This is a genomic window from Acidovorax sp. (assembly GCF_021287135.1).
In the GTDB taxonomy this organism is placed as follows: Bacteria; Pseudomonadota; Gammaproteobacteria; order Burkholderiales; family Burkholderiaceae_C; genus Acidovorax.
Genome location: NZ_JAJTBB010000015.1, coordinates 27,843 through 43,083, shown reverse-complemented (window position 1 = coordinate 43,083; position 15,241 = coordinate 27,843). Strand labels below are relative to the sequence as shown.

The 15,241-nt window shown below is 68.1% G+C and carries 13 protein-coding genes; 8 read left to right on the top strand and 5 right to left on the bottom strand.

The genetic code is table 11. The features are described from left to right. Nucleotides 1-54 precede the first annotated feature (54 nt). Nucleotides 55-987: a LysR family transcriptional regulator gene (locus LWW96_RS03270; RefSeq protein ID WP_291484237.1), complete on the bottom strand. Its 933-nt coding sequence runs from the start codon at nt 985-987 to the stop codon at nt 55-57. Between the two features lie 249 nt (nt 988-1,236). Between LWW96_RS03270 and LWW96_RS03265 the strand changes: the two genes are divergently transcribed. From LWW96_RS03265 to dld, 7 genes are all read left to right on the top strand, one after another. Further along, nucleotides 1,237-1,785, top strand: a complete 549-nt coding sequence (locus tag LWW96_RS03265) for a TRAP transporter small permease (protein ID WP_291484236.1) — start codon at nt 1,237-1,239, stop codon at nt 1,783-1,785. Next, nucleotides 1,782-3,080 (top strand): TRAP transporter large permease, encoded by a 1,299-nt coding sequence (locus LWW96_RS03260; protein WP_291484235.1) that lies wholly within the window; start codon nt 1,782-1,784, stop codon nt 3,078-3,080. Before LWW96_RS03265 ends, LWW96_RS03260 begins: the two co-directional genes overlap by 4 nt. Nucleotides 3,081-3,154: 74 nt before the next feature. Next, the gene (locus LWW96_RS03255) at nt 3,155-4,192 is read left to right on the top strand and encodes a DctP family TRAP transporter solute-binding subunit (protein ID WP_291484234.1); all 1,038 of its coding nucleotides are present in this window, start codon (nt 3,155-3,157) and stop codon (nt 4,190-4,192) included. 485 nt (nt 4,193-4,677) lie between these two features. Continuing rightward, nucleotides 4,678-6,375: an L-lactate permease gene (gene lldP, locus LWW96_RS03250; RefSeq protein WP_291484233.1), complete on the top strand. Its 1,698-nt coding sequence runs from the start codon at nt 4,678-4,680 to the stop codon at nt 6,373-6,375. Between the two features lie 23 nt (nt 6,376-6,398). Continuing rightward, nucleotides 6,399-7,181: a transcriptional regulator LldR gene (gene lldR / locus LWW96_RS03245; RefSeq protein WP_291484232.1), complete on the top strand. Its 783-nt coding sequence runs from the start codon at nt 6,399-6,401 to the stop codon at nt 7,179-7,181. Beyond that, on the top strand, nt 7,178-8,317 hold the full coding sequence (gene lldD / locus LWW96_RS03240) for an FMN-dependent L-lactate dehydrogenase LldD (RefSeq protein ID WP_291484231.1): 1,140 nt from the start codon (nt 7,178-7,180) through the stop codon (nt 8,315-8,317). The genes lldR and lldD overlap by 4 nt, the downstream gene beginning before the upstream one ends. Next, nucleotides 8,314-10,068 (top strand): D-lactate dehydrogenase, encoded by a 1,755-nt coding sequence (gene dld / locus LWW96_RS03235; RefSeq protein ID WP_291484230.1) that lies wholly within the window; start codon nt 8,314-8,316, stop codon nt 10,066-10,068. Before lldD ends, dld begins: the two co-directional genes overlap by 4 nt. 114 nt (nt 10,069-10,182) lie before the next feature. On the opposite strand, the gene LWW96_RS03230 is transcribed toward dld, so the two are convergent. The 3 genes from LWW96_RS03230 to LWW96_RS03220 all read right to left on the bottom strand — a co-directional run bounded on the left by LWW96_RS03230 (nt 10,183) and on the right by LWW96_RS03220 (nt 13,540). Beyond that, entirely contained in the window at nt 10,183-10,521 is a 339-nt protein-coding gene (locus LWW96_RS03230) for a nucleotide pyrophosphohydrolase (protein ID WP_291484302.1), read from the bottom strand. Between the two features lie 97 nt (nt 10,522-10,618). Then, nucleotides 10,619-11,551 (bottom strand): 2-hydroxyacid dehydrogenase, encoded by a 933-nt coding sequence (locus LWW96_RS03225; protein ID WP_291484229.1) that lies wholly within the window; start codon nt 11,549-11,551, stop codon nt 10,619-10,621. A gap of 174 nt (nt 11,552-11,725) precedes the next feature. After that, nucleotides 11,726-13,540: an ABC transporter ATP-binding protein/permease gene (locus LWW96_RS03220; protein ID WP_291484228.1), complete on the bottom strand. Its 1,815-nt coding sequence runs from the start codon at nt 13,538-13,540 to the stop codon at nt 11,726-11,728. A 128-nt stretch (nt 13,541-13,668) separates the two neighbouring features. On the opposite strand from LWW96_RS03220, the gene LWW96_RS03215 reads away from it, so the two are divergent. Beyond that, nucleotides 13,669-14,115: an acyl-CoA thioesterase gene (locus tag LWW96_RS03215; RefSeq protein ID WP_291484227.1), complete on the top strand. Its 447-nt coding sequence runs from the start codon at nt 13,669-13,671 to the stop codon at nt 14,113-14,115. A 50-nt stretch (nt 14,116-14,165) separates the two neighbouring features. On the opposite strand, the gene LWW96_RS03210 is transcribed toward LWW96_RS03215, so the two are convergent. Next, nucleotides 14,166-15,152, bottom strand: coding sequence for a LuxR family transcriptional regulator (locus tag LWW96_RS03210; RefSeq protein WP_291484226.1), 987 nt, complete (start codon nt 15,150-15,152; stop codon nt 14,166-14,168). Nucleotides 15,153-15,241 lie beyond the last annotated feature (89 nt).

Sequence of the window (15,241 nt, the reverse complement as noted above, 5' to 3'; positions counted from 1 at the left end):
TCCAATGCCGTTTGCGCGCTCAACTATGCAAATTATTTATATTGGTATTTACCCTTAGCATGACCCGCCCTGCGACTGCAGGTACATCCACAGGGCCTGCGCCGTGCCCTTGGGGGCCTCCTTGCCCGCCGGCTTTTCGCGGTAGGCACGGACATCCATGGTCATCTGCAGCCCCTCGGTGCCGGCCGGGGCGGCACTGACGAGGCGGCGCGAGCGCAGCTCCTTCTTCACCGCGCTGTGGGGCAGGAAGGCGACGCCGTGGCCTTCCAGCGCCATGGCCTTGAGGCCCTCGGCCATGTCGGTCTCATAGACCCGCTCCAGGTGGATGGGGGTGGCAGACTCCTTGAGGATCAGCTCTGTCACGCGGCCCAGATAGGCGCCGGGGGCGTACCCGAGGTACGGCAACGGCTGCCCGGCGCGGCCCGGCAGCCGGTGCACGGGCTGCCCGTCGGCGTCGGCCTTGCTGTAGGGGGAGATGACCTCCTGCCCCAGGCTCACCATCTCGTAGCGGTCGGCATCCAGCTGGAAGGGCTGCGAGGGATGGTGGTAGGCGATGAGCAGGTCGCACCCGCCCTCGACCAGCCGCATCACGGCGTCGTGCACGTTGAGGGCGATCAGGCGGCTCTTGAACGGCCCGAACTTGTCGTGCAGGCTGGACACCCAGGCCGGAAAGAAGGTGAACGCCAGCGTGTGGGGCACGGCAAACTCGATCATGTCCTTGCCCGCGCTGGTGTGCGCGCGCAGCATGGCGCGCGTGTTCTGCAGCGACTGCAGCATCTCCAGCGCCTGGTCGTACAGGGTCTTGCCGGCAGGCGTGAGGCGGGTGGGGTAGGAACTGCGGTCCACCAGGTCGGTTCCGGCCCAGGCCTCCAGAGCCTGGATGCGCCGGGAGAAGGCGGGCTGCGTCACGTGGCGCAACTGGGCGGAGCGGCTGAAGCTGCGGGTTTCCGCAAGACTGACGAAATCTTCAAGCCATTTGGTTTCCATGGCGCACATTATCCGCCGCCGCCTGAGGGCACGCCTTGAGGGTTTTCATAGCTCCTGCGCGGTGCGCGGCGATGGTGTGCATGCTTAGCAGTGAACGCATAATGCCGGGCTGCGGCGCTGATCGCGCCCGCTTCTCACGCCCGGGGCGGCACACGCCCCAGGCCCGTGGCGCACAACGCCGCAGGGCGGGGCTGGGGCATCCGCATGCTGGTGGTGCGGTGCCGTTGTCATCCTTTCCTTGCTCGCCCCATGTCCTCTTCATCCCCTCCCCGGCCCGACGGCCCAGAGACCCTCTCCGGCAGCAGCGCCGAGACCGTGGCCGAACCCCGCTCACTGCGGCTGGAAGACTGGCTCACCGTCCTGGCGATGGCGCTGCTGGCCCTCATCACCTTTGCCAACGTGCTGGTGCGCTACTTCACCAACTCCTCGTTCGCATGGACGGAGGAGATCTCGGTGTTTCTCATGATCGTGCTGGCCCTGGTGGGCGGCTCCTCTGCCGTGGCCCGGCAACTGCACATTCGCATCGAGTTCTACGCCGACGGTGGCTCGGAGCAACGCCGCCAGCGGCTCGCCCAGCTGGGCGCGCTGATGGTGGCGCTGCTGTTCGCACTCATCACCGTGCTCAGCGTGCGCGTGGTGTGGGACGACTACCGGTTTGAAGAAACCTCGCCCGGCATCGGCGTGCCGCAGTGGTGGTACACGGCATGGCTGCCCGTGCTGTGCGCGCTGACCACGGCGCGCGCGCTGCAACGGCTCGTGCGCCTGCGGCGCCACGCCCCGGCGGGAGGACCGGCATGATCGCCACCCTGCTCTTCGCGGCCTTCCTTGCCCTGATGTTCCTGGGCGTGCCGATCGGTGCGGCCCTTGGCCTGGCGGGCGCAGCAGCCATCGCGCTCGCAAACGCGGAAACCCCGTGGTTCGGCCTGCTGGCCGTGCCGCAGAATTTCTATGCCGGCCTTGGCAAATACCCACTGCTGGCCATTCCGATGTTCGTGCTCGTGGGGTCGATCTTTGACCGCTCGGGCGTCGCGCTGCGGTTGGTGAATTTTGCCGTGGCCATCGTCGGGCGCGGCCCCGGCATGCTGCCCTTGGTGGCCATTGCCGTGGCCATGTTCCTGGGCGGCATCTCGGGCTCGGGTCCGGCCACCGCCGCCGCCGTGGGGGGCGTCATGATCACCGCTATGGCGCGCGCGGGCTATCCGGCCGCCTACTCCGCCAGTGTGGTGGCGGGCGCAGCCGCCACCGACATCCTCATCCCGCCTTCCGTGGCCTTCATCGTGTATTCGGTGCTGGTGCCGGGCGCCTCGGTGCCCGCCCTGTTTGCCGCCGGCATGTTCCCGGGCATCCTCGCAGGCATCGCCCTGATCGTGCCGGCCGTGTGGCTGGCGCGCCGCCACGGCATGGGCAAGGCGGAGGCCGACCTGGCCCGCCCGCCGTTCTGGCAAAGCCTGCGCGAAGCGTCCTGGGGCCTGGCGGCACCGGTCGTGATCCTGGGCGGCATGCGTGCAGGCTGGTTCACCCCCACCGAGGCCGCAGTGGTGGCGGTGTTCTACGGCCTGTTCGTGGGCATGGTCATCCACCGCACGATCCGGGTGGGCGACCTGTTCGGCATCCTGCGCGAAGCGGGCGAGCTGTCGGCCGTCATCCTGGTGGTGGTATCGCTGGCGGGCATCTTCGCGTTCTCGCTGTCCACGCTGGGGGTCATCGACCCCGTCACGCGCGCCATCGTGCAGTCCGGCCTGGGCGAGCAAGGTGTGCTGGCCCTGCTGATCCTGCTGCTGCTGGTTGCGGGCATGTTCCTCGATGGCATCTCGATCTTCCTGATCTTCGTGCCCCTGCTCATGCCCATCATGCAGCACTACCAATGGGACGTGGTGTGGTTCGGCGTGGTGCTGACCCTCACCGTGGCCATCGGCCAGTTCACGCCCCCCATGGCGGTGAACCTGATGGTGTCCAGCAAGATCGCCGGCGTGCGCATGGAGCAGACCACGCGCTGGGTCGTGTGGTTTGTGCTGGCCATGACCTTGGCCATGCTGGCCGTGGTGGTCTTTCCCGCCATCGCGCTGTGGCTGCCGCAGCGGCTGGGCTACTGACCCAGCCCGCCGCGTTCGCTGCCGATCCATCCATCCATTTTTGTTGCCCCCCAGAAACCTAACGGAGATACACCATGAAACTGCGCACCTTCCTCACGTCTGCCGTGGCCGCCGCTGCCGCGCTGGCGTTCACTGCCCCCGCCGCCATCGCCCAGACCGCCTACAAGAGCGAATACCGCATGTCGCTGGTGCTGGGCACCGCGTTCCCCTGGGGCAAGGGCGGCGAGCTGTGGGCCAACAAGGTGCGCGAGCGCACCCAGGGCCGCATCAACATCAAGCTGTACCCCGGCGTGTCGCTGATCCAGGGCGACCAGACGCGCGAGTTCAGCGCGCTGCGCCAGGGCGTGATCGACATGGCCGTGGGCTCCACCATCAACTGGTCGCCCCAGGTGAAGGCGCTCAATCTGTTCTCGCTGCCCTTCCTGTTCCCCGACTACGCCGCGGTGGACGCCGTGACGCAGGGCGACGTGGGCAAGCAGGTCTTCGCCACGCTGGAGAAGGCGGGCGTGGTGCCGCTGGCCTGGGGCGAAAACGGCTACCGCGAAATCTCCAATTCCAAGGTGGCCATCAAGAGCCCCGCCGACCTCAAGGGCCTGAAGATCCGCGTGGTGGGCTCGCCCCTGTTCCTGGACACCTTCACGGCCCTGGGCGCCAACCCCACGCAGATGAGCTGGGCCGACGCGCAGCCCGCCTTTGCCAGCGGCGCCGTGGACGGCCAGGAGAACCCGATTGCCGTGTACCAGGCCGCCAAGCTGCACACCGTGGCCCAGAAGCACATCACCATGTGGGGCTACGTGAACGACCCGCTCGTGTTCGTGGTGAACAAGGACATCTGGAACAGCTGGACGCCGGCCGACCGCGAGATCGTCAAGCAGGCCGCCATCGACGCCGGCAAGGAAGAGATCGCCATCGCGCGCAAGGGCATGGTGGAGGCCGACAAGCCCCTGCTCAAGGAAATTGCCGCCAACGGCGTGACGGTGACGCAGCTGTCGGCCACCGAGCGTGAAGCCTTCGTGAAGGCCACGCGCCCGGTGTACGACAAGTGGAAGAGCCAGATCGGCGCCGACCTGGTGACGGCCGCCGAGAAGGCGATCGCCGCGCGCAAGCGCTGACCCGGCAGGCCGCCCGGCCTGGCGCTCCTGAATCCATAGCTCCCAGCGCTTGCCCAGCAAGCGCTGGGAGCTTTTTTTATGTCTTTTTTCCAACGACATGGCGGCCCCGGTCGCGAGGCCGCCATCACCCGGACCATCCGCTGCGGCCGTCAAACCCGCCTCAAGGGTAGGCCCCTTATTGGTAGGACCATTTATGGGGAAAATCAAAATTTCGATGCGTATCAGTATTTACCCTATAGTATCGACCGCTTCACAGCCAGAAAATCCGACCACTTCGCACCAAAACGCGTTTATTGGTCATACCAATAGCCTGCAGTCTACGAGTGAGAGCCAGCGCCCGGCGCCCTTTCACATCCACCCGACACCCGGCCCACCGACCCAGTGGGCAGTTTGCGCAGACGCGCCGCTTCGCCGCGCGTTGACGGTGGCGAGGAAAAGCCATGGGCTGCGGCCCGTGCCTGCGTGTCAACGTCCGTCCCTTCGCTATGCAAACCCTCTGGCAACAAAACTACGACCCTGCCGGCAACATCTGGCTGTCCGCGCTGGTCGCGCTCATTCCCATCGTCTTCTTCTTCCTTGCGCTGACCAAGCTGCGGCTGAAGGGCTACCAGGCCGGCACCGTGACGGTGCTGCTGTCCCTGGGCGTGGCGCTGCTGTTCTACAAGATGCCGGTGAGCGCCGCGCTGGCCTCGGCGGTGTACGGCTTCTTCTACGGGCTGTGGCCCATCGCCTGGATCATCGTGGCCGCTGTGTTCCTGTACAAGCTGTCGGTCAAGACCGGGCAGTTTGATGTGATCCGCAGCTCCATCCTGTCGGTCACGCACGACCAGCGGCTGCAGCTCATCCTGGTGGGGTTCTGCTTCGGCGCCTTTCTGGAAGGCGCGGCCGGTTTTGGCGCCCCCGTGGCCATCACCGCGGCGCTGCTGGTGGGGCTGGGCTTCAAGCCGCTGTACGCCGCAGGCCTGTGCCTGATCGCCAACACCGCCCCCGTGGCTTTTGGTGCCATGGGCATTCCGGTCATCGTGGCCGGGCAGGTGTCGGGCATCGATCCCTTCCTCATCGGGCAGATGGCCGGGCGCCAGCTGCCCTTCATGACCATCCTGGTGCTGTTCTGGATCATGGCCATCATGGACGGCTGGCGCGGCGTGAAGGAGACCTGGCCGGCCGTGCTGGTGGGCGGCGGCTCGTTCGCCATCATGCAGTTTCTCACCGCCAACTTCATCGGCCCGGAGCTGCCCGACATCACCTCGGCCATCGTGTCGCTGATCGCCCTGACGGCCTTCCTCAAGGTGTGGCAGCCCCGGCGTATCTTCCGCTTTGACGACACCGACAGCGCATCCCCAAGCAGTGCCGCAACCCGGCATGCCGCCCCCTCGGCACCGATCAAGGCACAGGCTCCCCTCACGGCAGGTGCCATCGCCAAGGCCTGGTCGCCCTTCATCATCCTGACCGGCATGGTCACGCTGTGGAGCATCAAGCCGTTCAAGGCGCTGTTTGCCGCAGGCGGCCCCCTGGCATCGACCATCATCAACATCCCCGTGCCCCTGCTGGACAAGCTGGTCGCCAAGATGCCGCCGGTGGTGGCGCAGGCCACGCCGTATGGCGCCGTGTATACCTTCAACTGGCTGGCCGCCACCGGCACCGCCATCTTGGTTGCGGCGCTCCTGACCATCGCCTTGGCCCGCTTCTCCCCGGCCAAGGCCGTGGCCACGCTGGGCGAGACGGCGCGCGAGCTGGTCATCCCCATCTACTCCATCGGCATGGTGCTGGCCTTTGCCTTCGTGGCCAACTACTCGGGCCTGTCGGCCACGCTGGCCCTGGCGCTGGCCCACACGGGCAAGGCTTTTACGTTCTTCTCGCCCTTCCTGGGCTGGATCGGCGTCTTCCTCACGGGCTCCGACACGTCGGCCAACGCCTTGTTCGGTGCATTGCAAGCCACCACAGCCACCCAGCTGGGCTTGCCTCCGGTGCTCACCGTGGCAGCCAACACCACCGGCGGCGTCACCGGCAAGATGATTTCGCCCCAGTCCATCGCCATTGCCTGCGCCGCCGTGGGCCTGGCAGGCAAGGAATCGGACCTGTTCCGCTTCACCGTCAAGCACAGCCTGGTGTTCGCCGCCATCATTGGCATCCTTTGCACGCTCCAGGCCTACGTGTTTGCGTGGATGATTCCGGGTCACTGAAACCTGGAATCTGAGAGTCCCCCATGCGCCTGGCCGATCACGTTGTCGAAAAACTCCTTGCCCTGGTGCAAGACCGCGGACTGCAGCCCGGACAGAAGCTGCCCGCCGAGCGGCAGCTGGCCGAGGAGCTGGGGGTGTCGCGCACCTCGGTGCGCGAAGCCATCCAGAAGCTGGTCAGCCAGGGCGTGCTCTCGGCGCGGCGCGGCGACGGCACCTACGTGCAGTCGCGCCCCACCGCCCACTGGCTGCAGGAAGCCATGCAGCCCCTGGCCGGCCTGATGGATGCCGACCCGCACTACCGCTACGACGTGCTGGAGACGCGCCACGCGCTGGAGACCAGCACCGCCTGGCTGGCCGCGCAGCGCGCCACGGCGCAGGACAAGGCGCACATCCAGCGCTGCTTTGAAGTGATGCTGCAGCACCAGCAAAGCGGCCACGCCGAGCTGGCCGCGCGCGCGGATGCGCAGTTCCACCTGGCCATTGCCGAAGCCTCGCACAACCTGGTGCTGGTGCAGGTGATGCACAGCCTGTTCACCGTGGTGCTCTCCACCGTGGAGCGCAACCGGCACGACATGTTCCGCCTGAGCGCGCCCGTCACGCTGCAGGCGCTGACGGCGCAGCACCAGGCGCTGATGCAGGCCATTCTGGACGGCGACCCGCAGCGCGCGCGCGAATGCATTGGCGAGCATCTGGAGCATGTGCGCACCACCATCCAGCGCATGGACGAAGACCGCGCCCGGCGCGAGCGCTCCATGCGCCTGCCCCTGGATCTAGCCCCCCAAGACCTGAAACAGCCCCCATCATGATCATCTCCTCCAGCGCCGACTACCGCGTGGCGGCGCAAAAGTTCCTCCCGCCCTTCCTGTTCCACTACATCGACGGCGGCGCCTATGCCGAGCAGACGCTGCGCCGCAACGTGGACGACCTCGCTGCCGTGGCGCTGCGCCAGCGCGTGCTCAAGGACATGAGCCAGCTGGACACCAGCATCGAGCTGTTTGGCGAGAAGCTCAGCATCCCCGTGGCCCTGTCGCCCGTGGGCCTGACCGGCATGTACCGCCGCCGCGGCGAGGTGCAGGCCGCCCGCGCGGCCGACCGGCACGGCATTCCGTTCACCATGTCCAGCGTGTCGGTCTGCCCCATTGAAGAAGTGGTGCCCAAGATCCAGCGCCCGATGTGGTTCCAGCTGTATGTGCTGAAGGACCGGGGCTTCATGCAGAACGCGCTGGAGCGCGCGCAGGCCGCCGGCTGCACCACCCTGGTGTTCACCGTGGACATGCCCGTGCCCGGCGCCCGCTACCGCGACGCCCATTCGGGCATGAGCGGCCCCAACGCCCCGCTGCGCCGCTACTGGCAGGCCATGACGCACCCCCGCTGGGCCGTGGACGTGGGCCTGCTGGGCCGCCCGCACGACCTGGGCAACATCTCCGCCTACCGCGGCAGCCCCACGGGCCTGGCGGACTACATGGGCTACCTGGGCGCCAACTTCGACCCGTCCATCTCGTGGAAAGACCTGGAATGGATTCGCGCGTTCTGGAAGGGCCCGATGGTCATCAAGGGCATCCTCGACCCCGAGGACGCGAAAGATGCCGTGCGCTTTGGCGCGGACGGCATCATCGTCTCCAACCACGGCGGCCGCCAGCTCGATGGCGTGCTCTCCTCCGCCCGCGCGCTGCCCGCCATTGCCGATGCGGTGAAGGGGCAAATCAAGATCCTGGCCGACTCGGGCATCCGCAACGGGCTGGACGTGGTGCGCGCCATTGCCCTGGGCGCCGACTGCGCCATGATCGGCCGCGCCTACATCTACGCGCTGGCCGCGGCGGGCGAAGCCGGCGTCAAGCACCTGCTGGAGCTGCTGGAAAAGGAGATGCGCGTGGCCATGACGCTGACCAGCGTGGCCCGCGTGGCGGACATCACGGGCGACCTGCTGGTGCGCGAAGCATGAGCAGCGTGCCCCAGGTTCCGCGCGAGGCCCTGCTCGCGCAGTTGCGCAGCGCCGTGGGCGCCGCCCATGTGCTGACCGGCGACCAGGCCACGCGGCGCTTTCGCAAGGGCCACCGCACGGGCGAAGGCCCGGTGCTGGCTGTGGTGCGCCCTGGCACGCTGCTGGAGCAGTGGAAGGTGCTGCAGGCCGCCGTGGCGGCCGGGCGGATCGTCATCATGCAGGCGGCCAACACCGGCCTCACCGGCGGCTCCACCCCCGACGGCGCGGGCTACGACCGCGAGATCGTGCTCATCAACACCCTGCGCATCACCGGCGTGCAGGTGATCCAGGGCGGCGCGCAAGTGGTCTGCCTGCCGGGCGCCACGCTGGACCGGCTGGAGCAGACGCTGGCGCCGCTGGGGCGCGAGCCGCACTCCGTCATCGGCTCGTCGTGCATTGGCGCCTCGGTGCTGGGCGGCATCTGCAACAACTCGGGCGGCGCGCTGGTGCGCCGGGGCCCCGCCTACACCGAGCTGGCGCTGTACGCCCGCGTGAAGGATGACGGCACGCTGGAGCTGGTGAACCACCTGGGCATTGCCCTGGGCAGCTCCCCCGAGGAGATCCTGGCCCGGCTGCAGGACGGCCGCTACACCGAGGCCGATGTGACCAGCGACCCGCAGCGCGCCGCATCGGACACGCGCTACGCCGACGACGTGCGCGCCGTGGACGAAGACACGCCCGCGCGCTTCAACGCCGACCCGTCGCGCCTGTTCGAGGCCTCGGGCTCAGCCGGCAAGCTGTGCCTGTTTGCCGTGCGGCTGGACACCTTTCCCAAGGAGCCCAGCACGGTGTTCTACATCGGCAGCAACGCGCCCGACGACCTCACGGCCGTGCGCCGCCACCTGCTCACGGCGCTGCCGCGCCTGCCGATTGCGGGCGAGTACATCCACCGCACGGCCTACGACATTGGCGAGAAGTACGGCAAGGACACCTTCCTGCTCATCGACCGCTTTGGCACGGCACGCGTGCCCGCGGCCTTTGCCCTCAAGAGCCGGGTGGACGGCTTCTTTGAACGCCTGGGCCTGCGCGGCGTGACGGACCACCTGCTGCAGGCCTTCACCAACCTGCTGCCCCGCCACCTGCCCGCGCGCATGGGCGAGTGGCGCCAGCGCTACGAGCACCACCTGCTGGTGCGCGTGTCGAACGACACGGCGGACGCCACGCGCGCCTTCCTCACCCAGCACTTTGGCGGCAGCCCCACGGGGGGCTGGTTCGAGTGCGACGCGGAGGAAGGGCGCAAGGCGTTCCTGCACCGCTTTGCCATTGCAGGCGCCGCCATCCGCTACCGCGCGGTGCACCGCTCCGCGGTGGAAGACATCGTGGCGCTGGACGTGGCCCTGCGCCGCAACGACCGCGCCTGGGTGGAGGAGCTGCCCGCCGACGTGGAACGCGACACCGTGCACAAGCTGTACTACGGCCACTTCTTCTGCCATGTATTCCACCAGGACTACATCGTGAAGAAAGGCGTGGACCCGCTGGCCATGGAGCACCGCATGTGGAAGCTGCTGGACGCGCGCCGCGCCGAATACCCCGCCGAGCACAACGTGGGCCACCTGTACGTGGCCAAGCCCGCGCTGACGGGCTTCTACCAGGCGCTGGACCCGACCAACACCTTCAACCCCGGCATTGGCCACACGCCGCGCGGGCGCGGCTGGCAGGAATGCAACCACGCCAGCGGCGGCTGGCCCAAGGGGTATTCAGAGAACGCGTGACCGTATTCGCGTTCTCTCCGTCACATCCCCACCCGTTCGGGCTGAGCCTGTCGAAGCCTTGCGCAGCGCTTCGACAGGCTCAGCGTGAACGGATCGGGGGAGCAGCCTCCCGGGTCAATCGACCGAAGCCGGGCCCGCAGGCGGCACCGGGTGCTTGAGGGCGTTCTTCACCAGCTTGCGCTCCACCGCATCGCGCAGGTCCACGCCAGTGTGGTCGGCCAGCTGCAGCAGGTAGAGCAGCACATCGGCCATCTCCTCGCCCACACGCTCCTTCTGCGCCGGGTCGGCGGTGAGCTGCTGCGATTCTTCAGGCGTGAGCCATTGGAACAGCTCCTGCAGCTCGGCCGCCTCCACCATCAGCGCCATGGCCAGGTTCTTGGGCGTGTGGTACGGCTGCCATTCGCGGGCGGCGGCAAAGGCACGCAGGCGCTGCTGCAGGTCGGCCAGGTCCAGCGTCATGCCGCGTCCCTGGCAAGATTCCGGCCGAAAACGCTATGAAATTCATAGCTGCTTGCGCTTGATGGATAAGCGCTAGATGCCATTTTGATGCTCATAGCGGCGTCACCGGCACCTCGCCTGCCAGGTGGCGGCGGGCGTTTTCCATGAAGCGGTCCACCGAGTTCTGCACCGCTTCGGGCGACCAGCCGGCCACATGGGGCGTGAGCACCACGTTGTCCAGGTCCAGCAGTTCGGCCGGGGGTGCAGGCTCGCTCTCGTACACATCCAGGCCCGCGGCGGCCACGCGGCCTTCGCGCAGCGCGGCGGCCAGGGCGGCGGTGTCCATGACGCTGCCGCGCGCGATGTTGACCACCACGCCGCGCGGGCCCAGCGCATCCAGCACCGCCGCATTCACCAGATGCTGGGTGCCCGCACCGCCCGGCGTGGCGATGACGAGAAAGTCCGCCCACGCCGCCAGCGCCGCCACCTCGGCAAAGTAGCGGTAAGGCACATCGGTGCGGGCGCTGCGGTTGTGGTAGCCCACCTCGATCTCGAAGCCCAGCGCGCGCTGCGCGATCTTTTTGCCGATGGTGCCCAGGCCGACGATGCCCAGCCGCTTGTGCGACACATTGGGCGGCAGCGGCAAGGCGGTGCGCCAGATGCCGGCGCGCGTGGCCTTGTCCAGCGGCAGGATGCGGCGCTGCGCCGCGATCAGCAAGCCCCAGGCGTGGTCGGCCACGCAGTCGTCGTTGGTGCCCGCGCCGGTGGCCACCACGATCCCGCGGGCCTTGGCGTAGTCCACCGCCACGTTCTCGTAGCCCGCGCCCAGCACGCAGGCCAGCGTGAGCGCCGGCAACGCGTCGATCTGCGCGGGAGACAGGCCGATGGAGCCAATGGTGAGCGCCACCCGCACGCGGGGGCCGTGCGCGGCAATGGCCGCTGCGGCCTGGGCGGCATCGGGCGCGTAGAGGACTTCAAACACCTCGGCCATCTGGGCACGGTGTTCTTCCGACAGGAAGGTGAGGGCAAGCAGGACAGGCTTCATGGGTTCGGGGTTCATAGGGCAGGTTGTTCAGACAGGGCGGGCACTGCAAGTGCCACCCAACGGCCGTGGATTCAACGCATCGGGTAGCCAGACCGTTCGGGCTGAGCTTGTCGAAGCCTTGCGCGGCGCTTCGACAGGCTCAGCGTGAACGGGTGGATTCTTATGCCACCAAGCTCAAGCCGCCGCATCGCTTTGCTGCAGAGACCACATGCTGGCGTAGCGGCCGTTCATCGCCAGCAGTTGCGCGTGCGTGCCGCGCTCAATGATGCGGCCCGCATCCATGACCAGGATCTCGTGCGCATCCACCACGGTGGAGAGGCGGTGCGCGATCAGCAGCGTGGTCTTGTTCTGCGCGGCGCTTTGCAGCTCGGCCTGGATGGCGCGTTCATTGGCCGAGTCCAGCGCGCTGGTGGCCTCGTCAAAGATGAGGATGGGCGGGTTCTTGAGCAGCGTGCGCGCAATGGCCACGCGCTGTTTTTCACCACCCGAGAGCTTGAGCCCCCGCTCGCCCACCATGGTGCCGTAGCCCTTGGGCGTGGCGGTGATGAAGTCGTGGATGCGCGCCGCGCGGGCGGCCGCCTCCACCTCGGCCTGCGCGGCACCCGGGCGGCCATAGGCGATGTTGTAGGCCACGGTGTCGTTGAACAGCACGGTGTCCTGCGGCACGATGCCGATCGCCTGGCGCACGCTGGCCTGCGTCACGCCGCGGATGTCCTGCCCCGCGATGGTGATGCGGCCCTGCTGAATGTCGTAGAAGCGAAACAGCAGCCGCGCCAGCGTGGACTTGCCCGAACCCGACGGCCCCACCACGGCCACGGTCTTGCCGGCGGGGATCTCGAAACTCACGCCCTGCAGGATGAGCCGCGCGGGGTCGTACGCAAAGTGCACGTCCTCAAACCGCACGGACGGGTGCTCCAGCCCCGACAGCGGCTGCGCGCCGGGCGGATCGGCCACCTCGCGCTCCTTGTCCATCAGCGTGAACATCTTGTCCAGGTCCGTGAGGCTCTGCTTGATCTCGCGGTAGATCACGCCCAGGAAGTTCAGCGGGATGTACAGCTGGATCATGAAGGCGTTGACCATGACCAGGTCGCCCAGCGTCATGCGCCCGTCCACCACGCCCTGGGTGGCGCGCCACAGCATGGCCACCAGGCCGGTGGCGATGATGAGCTGCTGGCCGGTGTTGAGCATGGACAGCGTGGTCTGGCTCTTGAGCCGCGCGCGGCGCAGCCGCTCCAGGCTTTCGTCGTAGCGGCGGGCCTCGAAAGCTTCGTTGTTGAAGTACTTGACGGTCTCGTAGTTCAGCAGCGAGTCCACGGCCTTGGTGTGCGCGGCCGAATCGAATTCGTTGGCCTCGCGGCGGAACTTGGTGCGCCACTCGGTCACCAGCACCGTGTAGGCGATGTACAGCACCAGCGCCGTGAGCGTGATCCAGGCGAACCAGGCGTCGAACTTGACCGCCAGCACGCTGAGCACCAGCACCACCTCGATCAGCGTGGCGAACACATTGAACAGCGAGAACGAGATCAGCGACTCGATGCCGCGTACGCCCCGCTCGATGTCGCGCGTCATGCCGCCCGTCTGGCGCTCCAGGTGAAAGCGCAGGCTCAGCGCGTGCAGGTGCTGGAACGTCTGCAGCGCGATCGCGCGCGCCGCGCCTTGCGTGGCCTTGGCGAACACCAGCTCGCGCAGTTCGGTGAACAGCGATGTGGAAAGGCGCAGCCCGCCATACGCCAGCAGCAGGCCCACCGGAACCACCAGCAGCGCGGTCGCGTCGCCCGGCTTCAGGTCCATGGCATCCACCAGCGTCTTGAGCAGCACGGGCACGCCGACGTTGGCCAGCTTGGCGCCCACCATGAACGCAATGGCGGCGAGCACGCGCCACTTGTAGCGCCACAGGTACGGCAGCAGGCGGCGCAGGGTGGCCCAGTCGGAACGGGCCGGCGCGGGCGCGCCGGGCAGGGAGGGAGCGGTTTCGCCGTGGTGGCGCATGGGAGACAATTCCAGTTGTTGTTTTTACCGACCCGGCTGAAGCCCCGGTGGTTTTTGGGGGGCCCGCCGCCCTGCAAAAACCCCAGGTTCCGACAAGGATTGGCTCAGCCCCAACCGAGATTGTGCCCATGTCTGCCGTTTTCAGCCCGCCCGCCGCCGCATTGCCCACCGACAAGGAACTGGTGCTCAAGGTCATCCCCATGCCCGCCGACACCAACGGCAACGGCGACATCTTCGGCGGCTGGGTGATGGCCCAGGTGGACCTGGCCGGCTCGGTGCTGCCCGCGCGCTACATCCAGGGCCGCATGGCCACCGTGGCGGTGAACGAATTCATCTTCAAGCAGCCGGTGCGCGTGGGCGACATCCTGTCGTTCTTCTCGGCCATCACGCGTGTGGGCAACACCTCGGTCACCGTGGAAGTGGAGGTCTACGCCGAGCGCTTCTCCTCCCAGGGCCAGTACGTCAAGGTCACCGAAGCACGGCTGACCTACGTCGCCATCGACGAGAAGGGCCGGCCCCGGCCTGTCCCCCGGCCGGCCCCCAGCCCGGCGGCGGACGCGGCCGCCGCTCAGTAGAAAAAACTTCTTCTTGCGCGCACCGCCGGTTTCTCTGATTCGGTGGACGCCTACAGCCCCAGCGACGCCGCCAGGGCCGCACGGTCGCTCACCCCGCGGCGCTCGTAGGCGTTGCGCAGGTGCACCCGCACCGTGGCCGGCGACATGCCCAGCTGCGCCCCGATGTGCTTGTGCGTGGCGCCCTGGCAATACAGCCGTGCCACTTCCAGCTGCCGTGCCGTCAGCGCCTGCAGCCCGTCCCCGGCGGCCAAGCGGCGGAACGCCACGCGGCGGTGCTCGCCCAGGCGCGCCACGCTGACCTGCCACCCGAGCGCACCCAGCTGGCGCACGGCCGGCGGTGTGCCATGCAACCAGGCGCTGGGCACGCGCGGTGCCGTCAGACGGCCGTGCGCTGCCAATGCGTCCCAGGCGCCGCAAAAGCCATCGTTGGCAAACAGAATCCAGCCATTCGCATCGGTCACCGCCAGGGCGGCGCCTGCCTCCTGGGGCGCGTGGCTGGCGGCCGCTGCCAGCCGGTTCACCAGCAGGGCTTCACGCAGGGCCGGCGCCAGCCGGGTCAGCGCGCGCACGTCGGCAGCGCTGTAGGGCGGGGACACCGCATTCCGGTTGAGGTACAGGTGCGCCACGGTGTCGCTGCCGTCAAAGGCCAGCGTCACGCCCATCTGGTGCCCGATGGCATGGCGTGCCAGAAAGTCGCGCCACGGCGCGGCGTCCAGGGCGCGCTCTGCGGACCCTTCGTTCACGCACAGCGCGCGCCCTGGCTGCGCATGCAGCCGGCGGGTGAGGCGGTCCAGCTGCGCACCGCCCACCGCGTGCCACTGCGCACTCATGGCCGCCAGGTCATAGCCTTCCCCGACAGACGCCACAAACCCGGCGGGGTGGAGGGTGTTGATGGCACCGTGGTCTGCGCCAAAGCGGTCCAGCAGGCTCCGCAGCAGCTGGTGCTGGAAGCGCTCGCACCCTTGCGTGCGCGCCGCGCGCAGCAGGGACACCGCGAAGCAGGCGGCTGGGGACACATCTGCGGAGGCAGCAGGCATGTTGCAAAGGATACGGCAGGCGCCTCGGAACTGCCGCCGCAGGGGCGCTTGCACCGGCCCGCGCCCGCGCCCGCGGCCGCCGCTGCGCG

Excerpts from the sequence above, each read along its gene's own strand:
- LWW96_RS03270 (WP_291484237.1), bottom strand. The coding sequence starts at position 987 with ATGGAAACCAAATGGCTTGAAGATTTCGTCAGTCTTGCGGAAACCCGC.
- lldP (WP_291484233.1), top strand. The coding sequence starts at position 4,678 with ATGCAAACCCTCTGGCAACAAAACTACGACCCTGCCGGCAACATCTGG.
- LWW96_RS03255 (WP_291484234.1), top strand. The coding sequence starts at position 3,155 with ATGAAACTGCGCACCTTCCTCACGTCTGCCGTGGCCGCCGCTGCCGCG.
- LWW96_RS03220 (WP_291484228.1), bottom strand. The coding sequence starts at position 13,540 with ATGCGCCACCACGGCGAAACCGCTCCCTCCCTGCCCGGCGCGCCCGCG.
- LWW96_RS03225 (WP_291484229.1), bottom strand. The coding sequence starts at position 11,551 with ATGAAGCCTGTCCTGCTTGCCCTCACCTTCCTGTCGGAAGAACACCGT.
- LWW96_RS03260 (WP_291484235.1), top strand. The coding sequence starts at position 1,782 with ATGATCGCCACCCTGCTCTTCGCGGCCTTCCTTGCCCTGATGTTCCTG.
- dld (WP_291484230.1), top strand. The coding sequence starts at position 8,314 with ATGAGCAGCGTGCCCCAGGTTCCGCGCGAGGCCCTGCTCGCGCAGTTG.
- LWW96_RS03215 (WP_291484227.1), top strand. The coding sequence starts at position 13,669 with ATGTCTGCCGTTTTCAGCCCGCCCGCCGCCGCATTGCCCACCGACAAG.
- LWW96_RS03210 (WP_291484226.1), bottom strand. The coding sequence starts at position 15,152 with ATGCCTGCTGCCTCCGCAGATGTGTCCCCAGCCGCCTGCTTCGCGGTG.
- lldR (WP_291484232.1), top strand. The coding sequence starts at position 6,399 with ATGCGCCTGGCCGATCACGTTGTCGAAAAACTCCTTGCCCTGGTGCAA.
- LWW96_RS03265 (WP_291484236.1), top strand. The coding sequence starts at position 1,237 with ATGTCCTCTTCATCCCCTCCCCGGCCCGACGGCCCAGAGACCCTCTCC.
- lldD (WP_291484231.1), top strand. The coding sequence starts at position 7,178 with ATGATCATCTCCTCCAGCGCCGACTACCGCGTGGCGGCGCAAAAGTTC.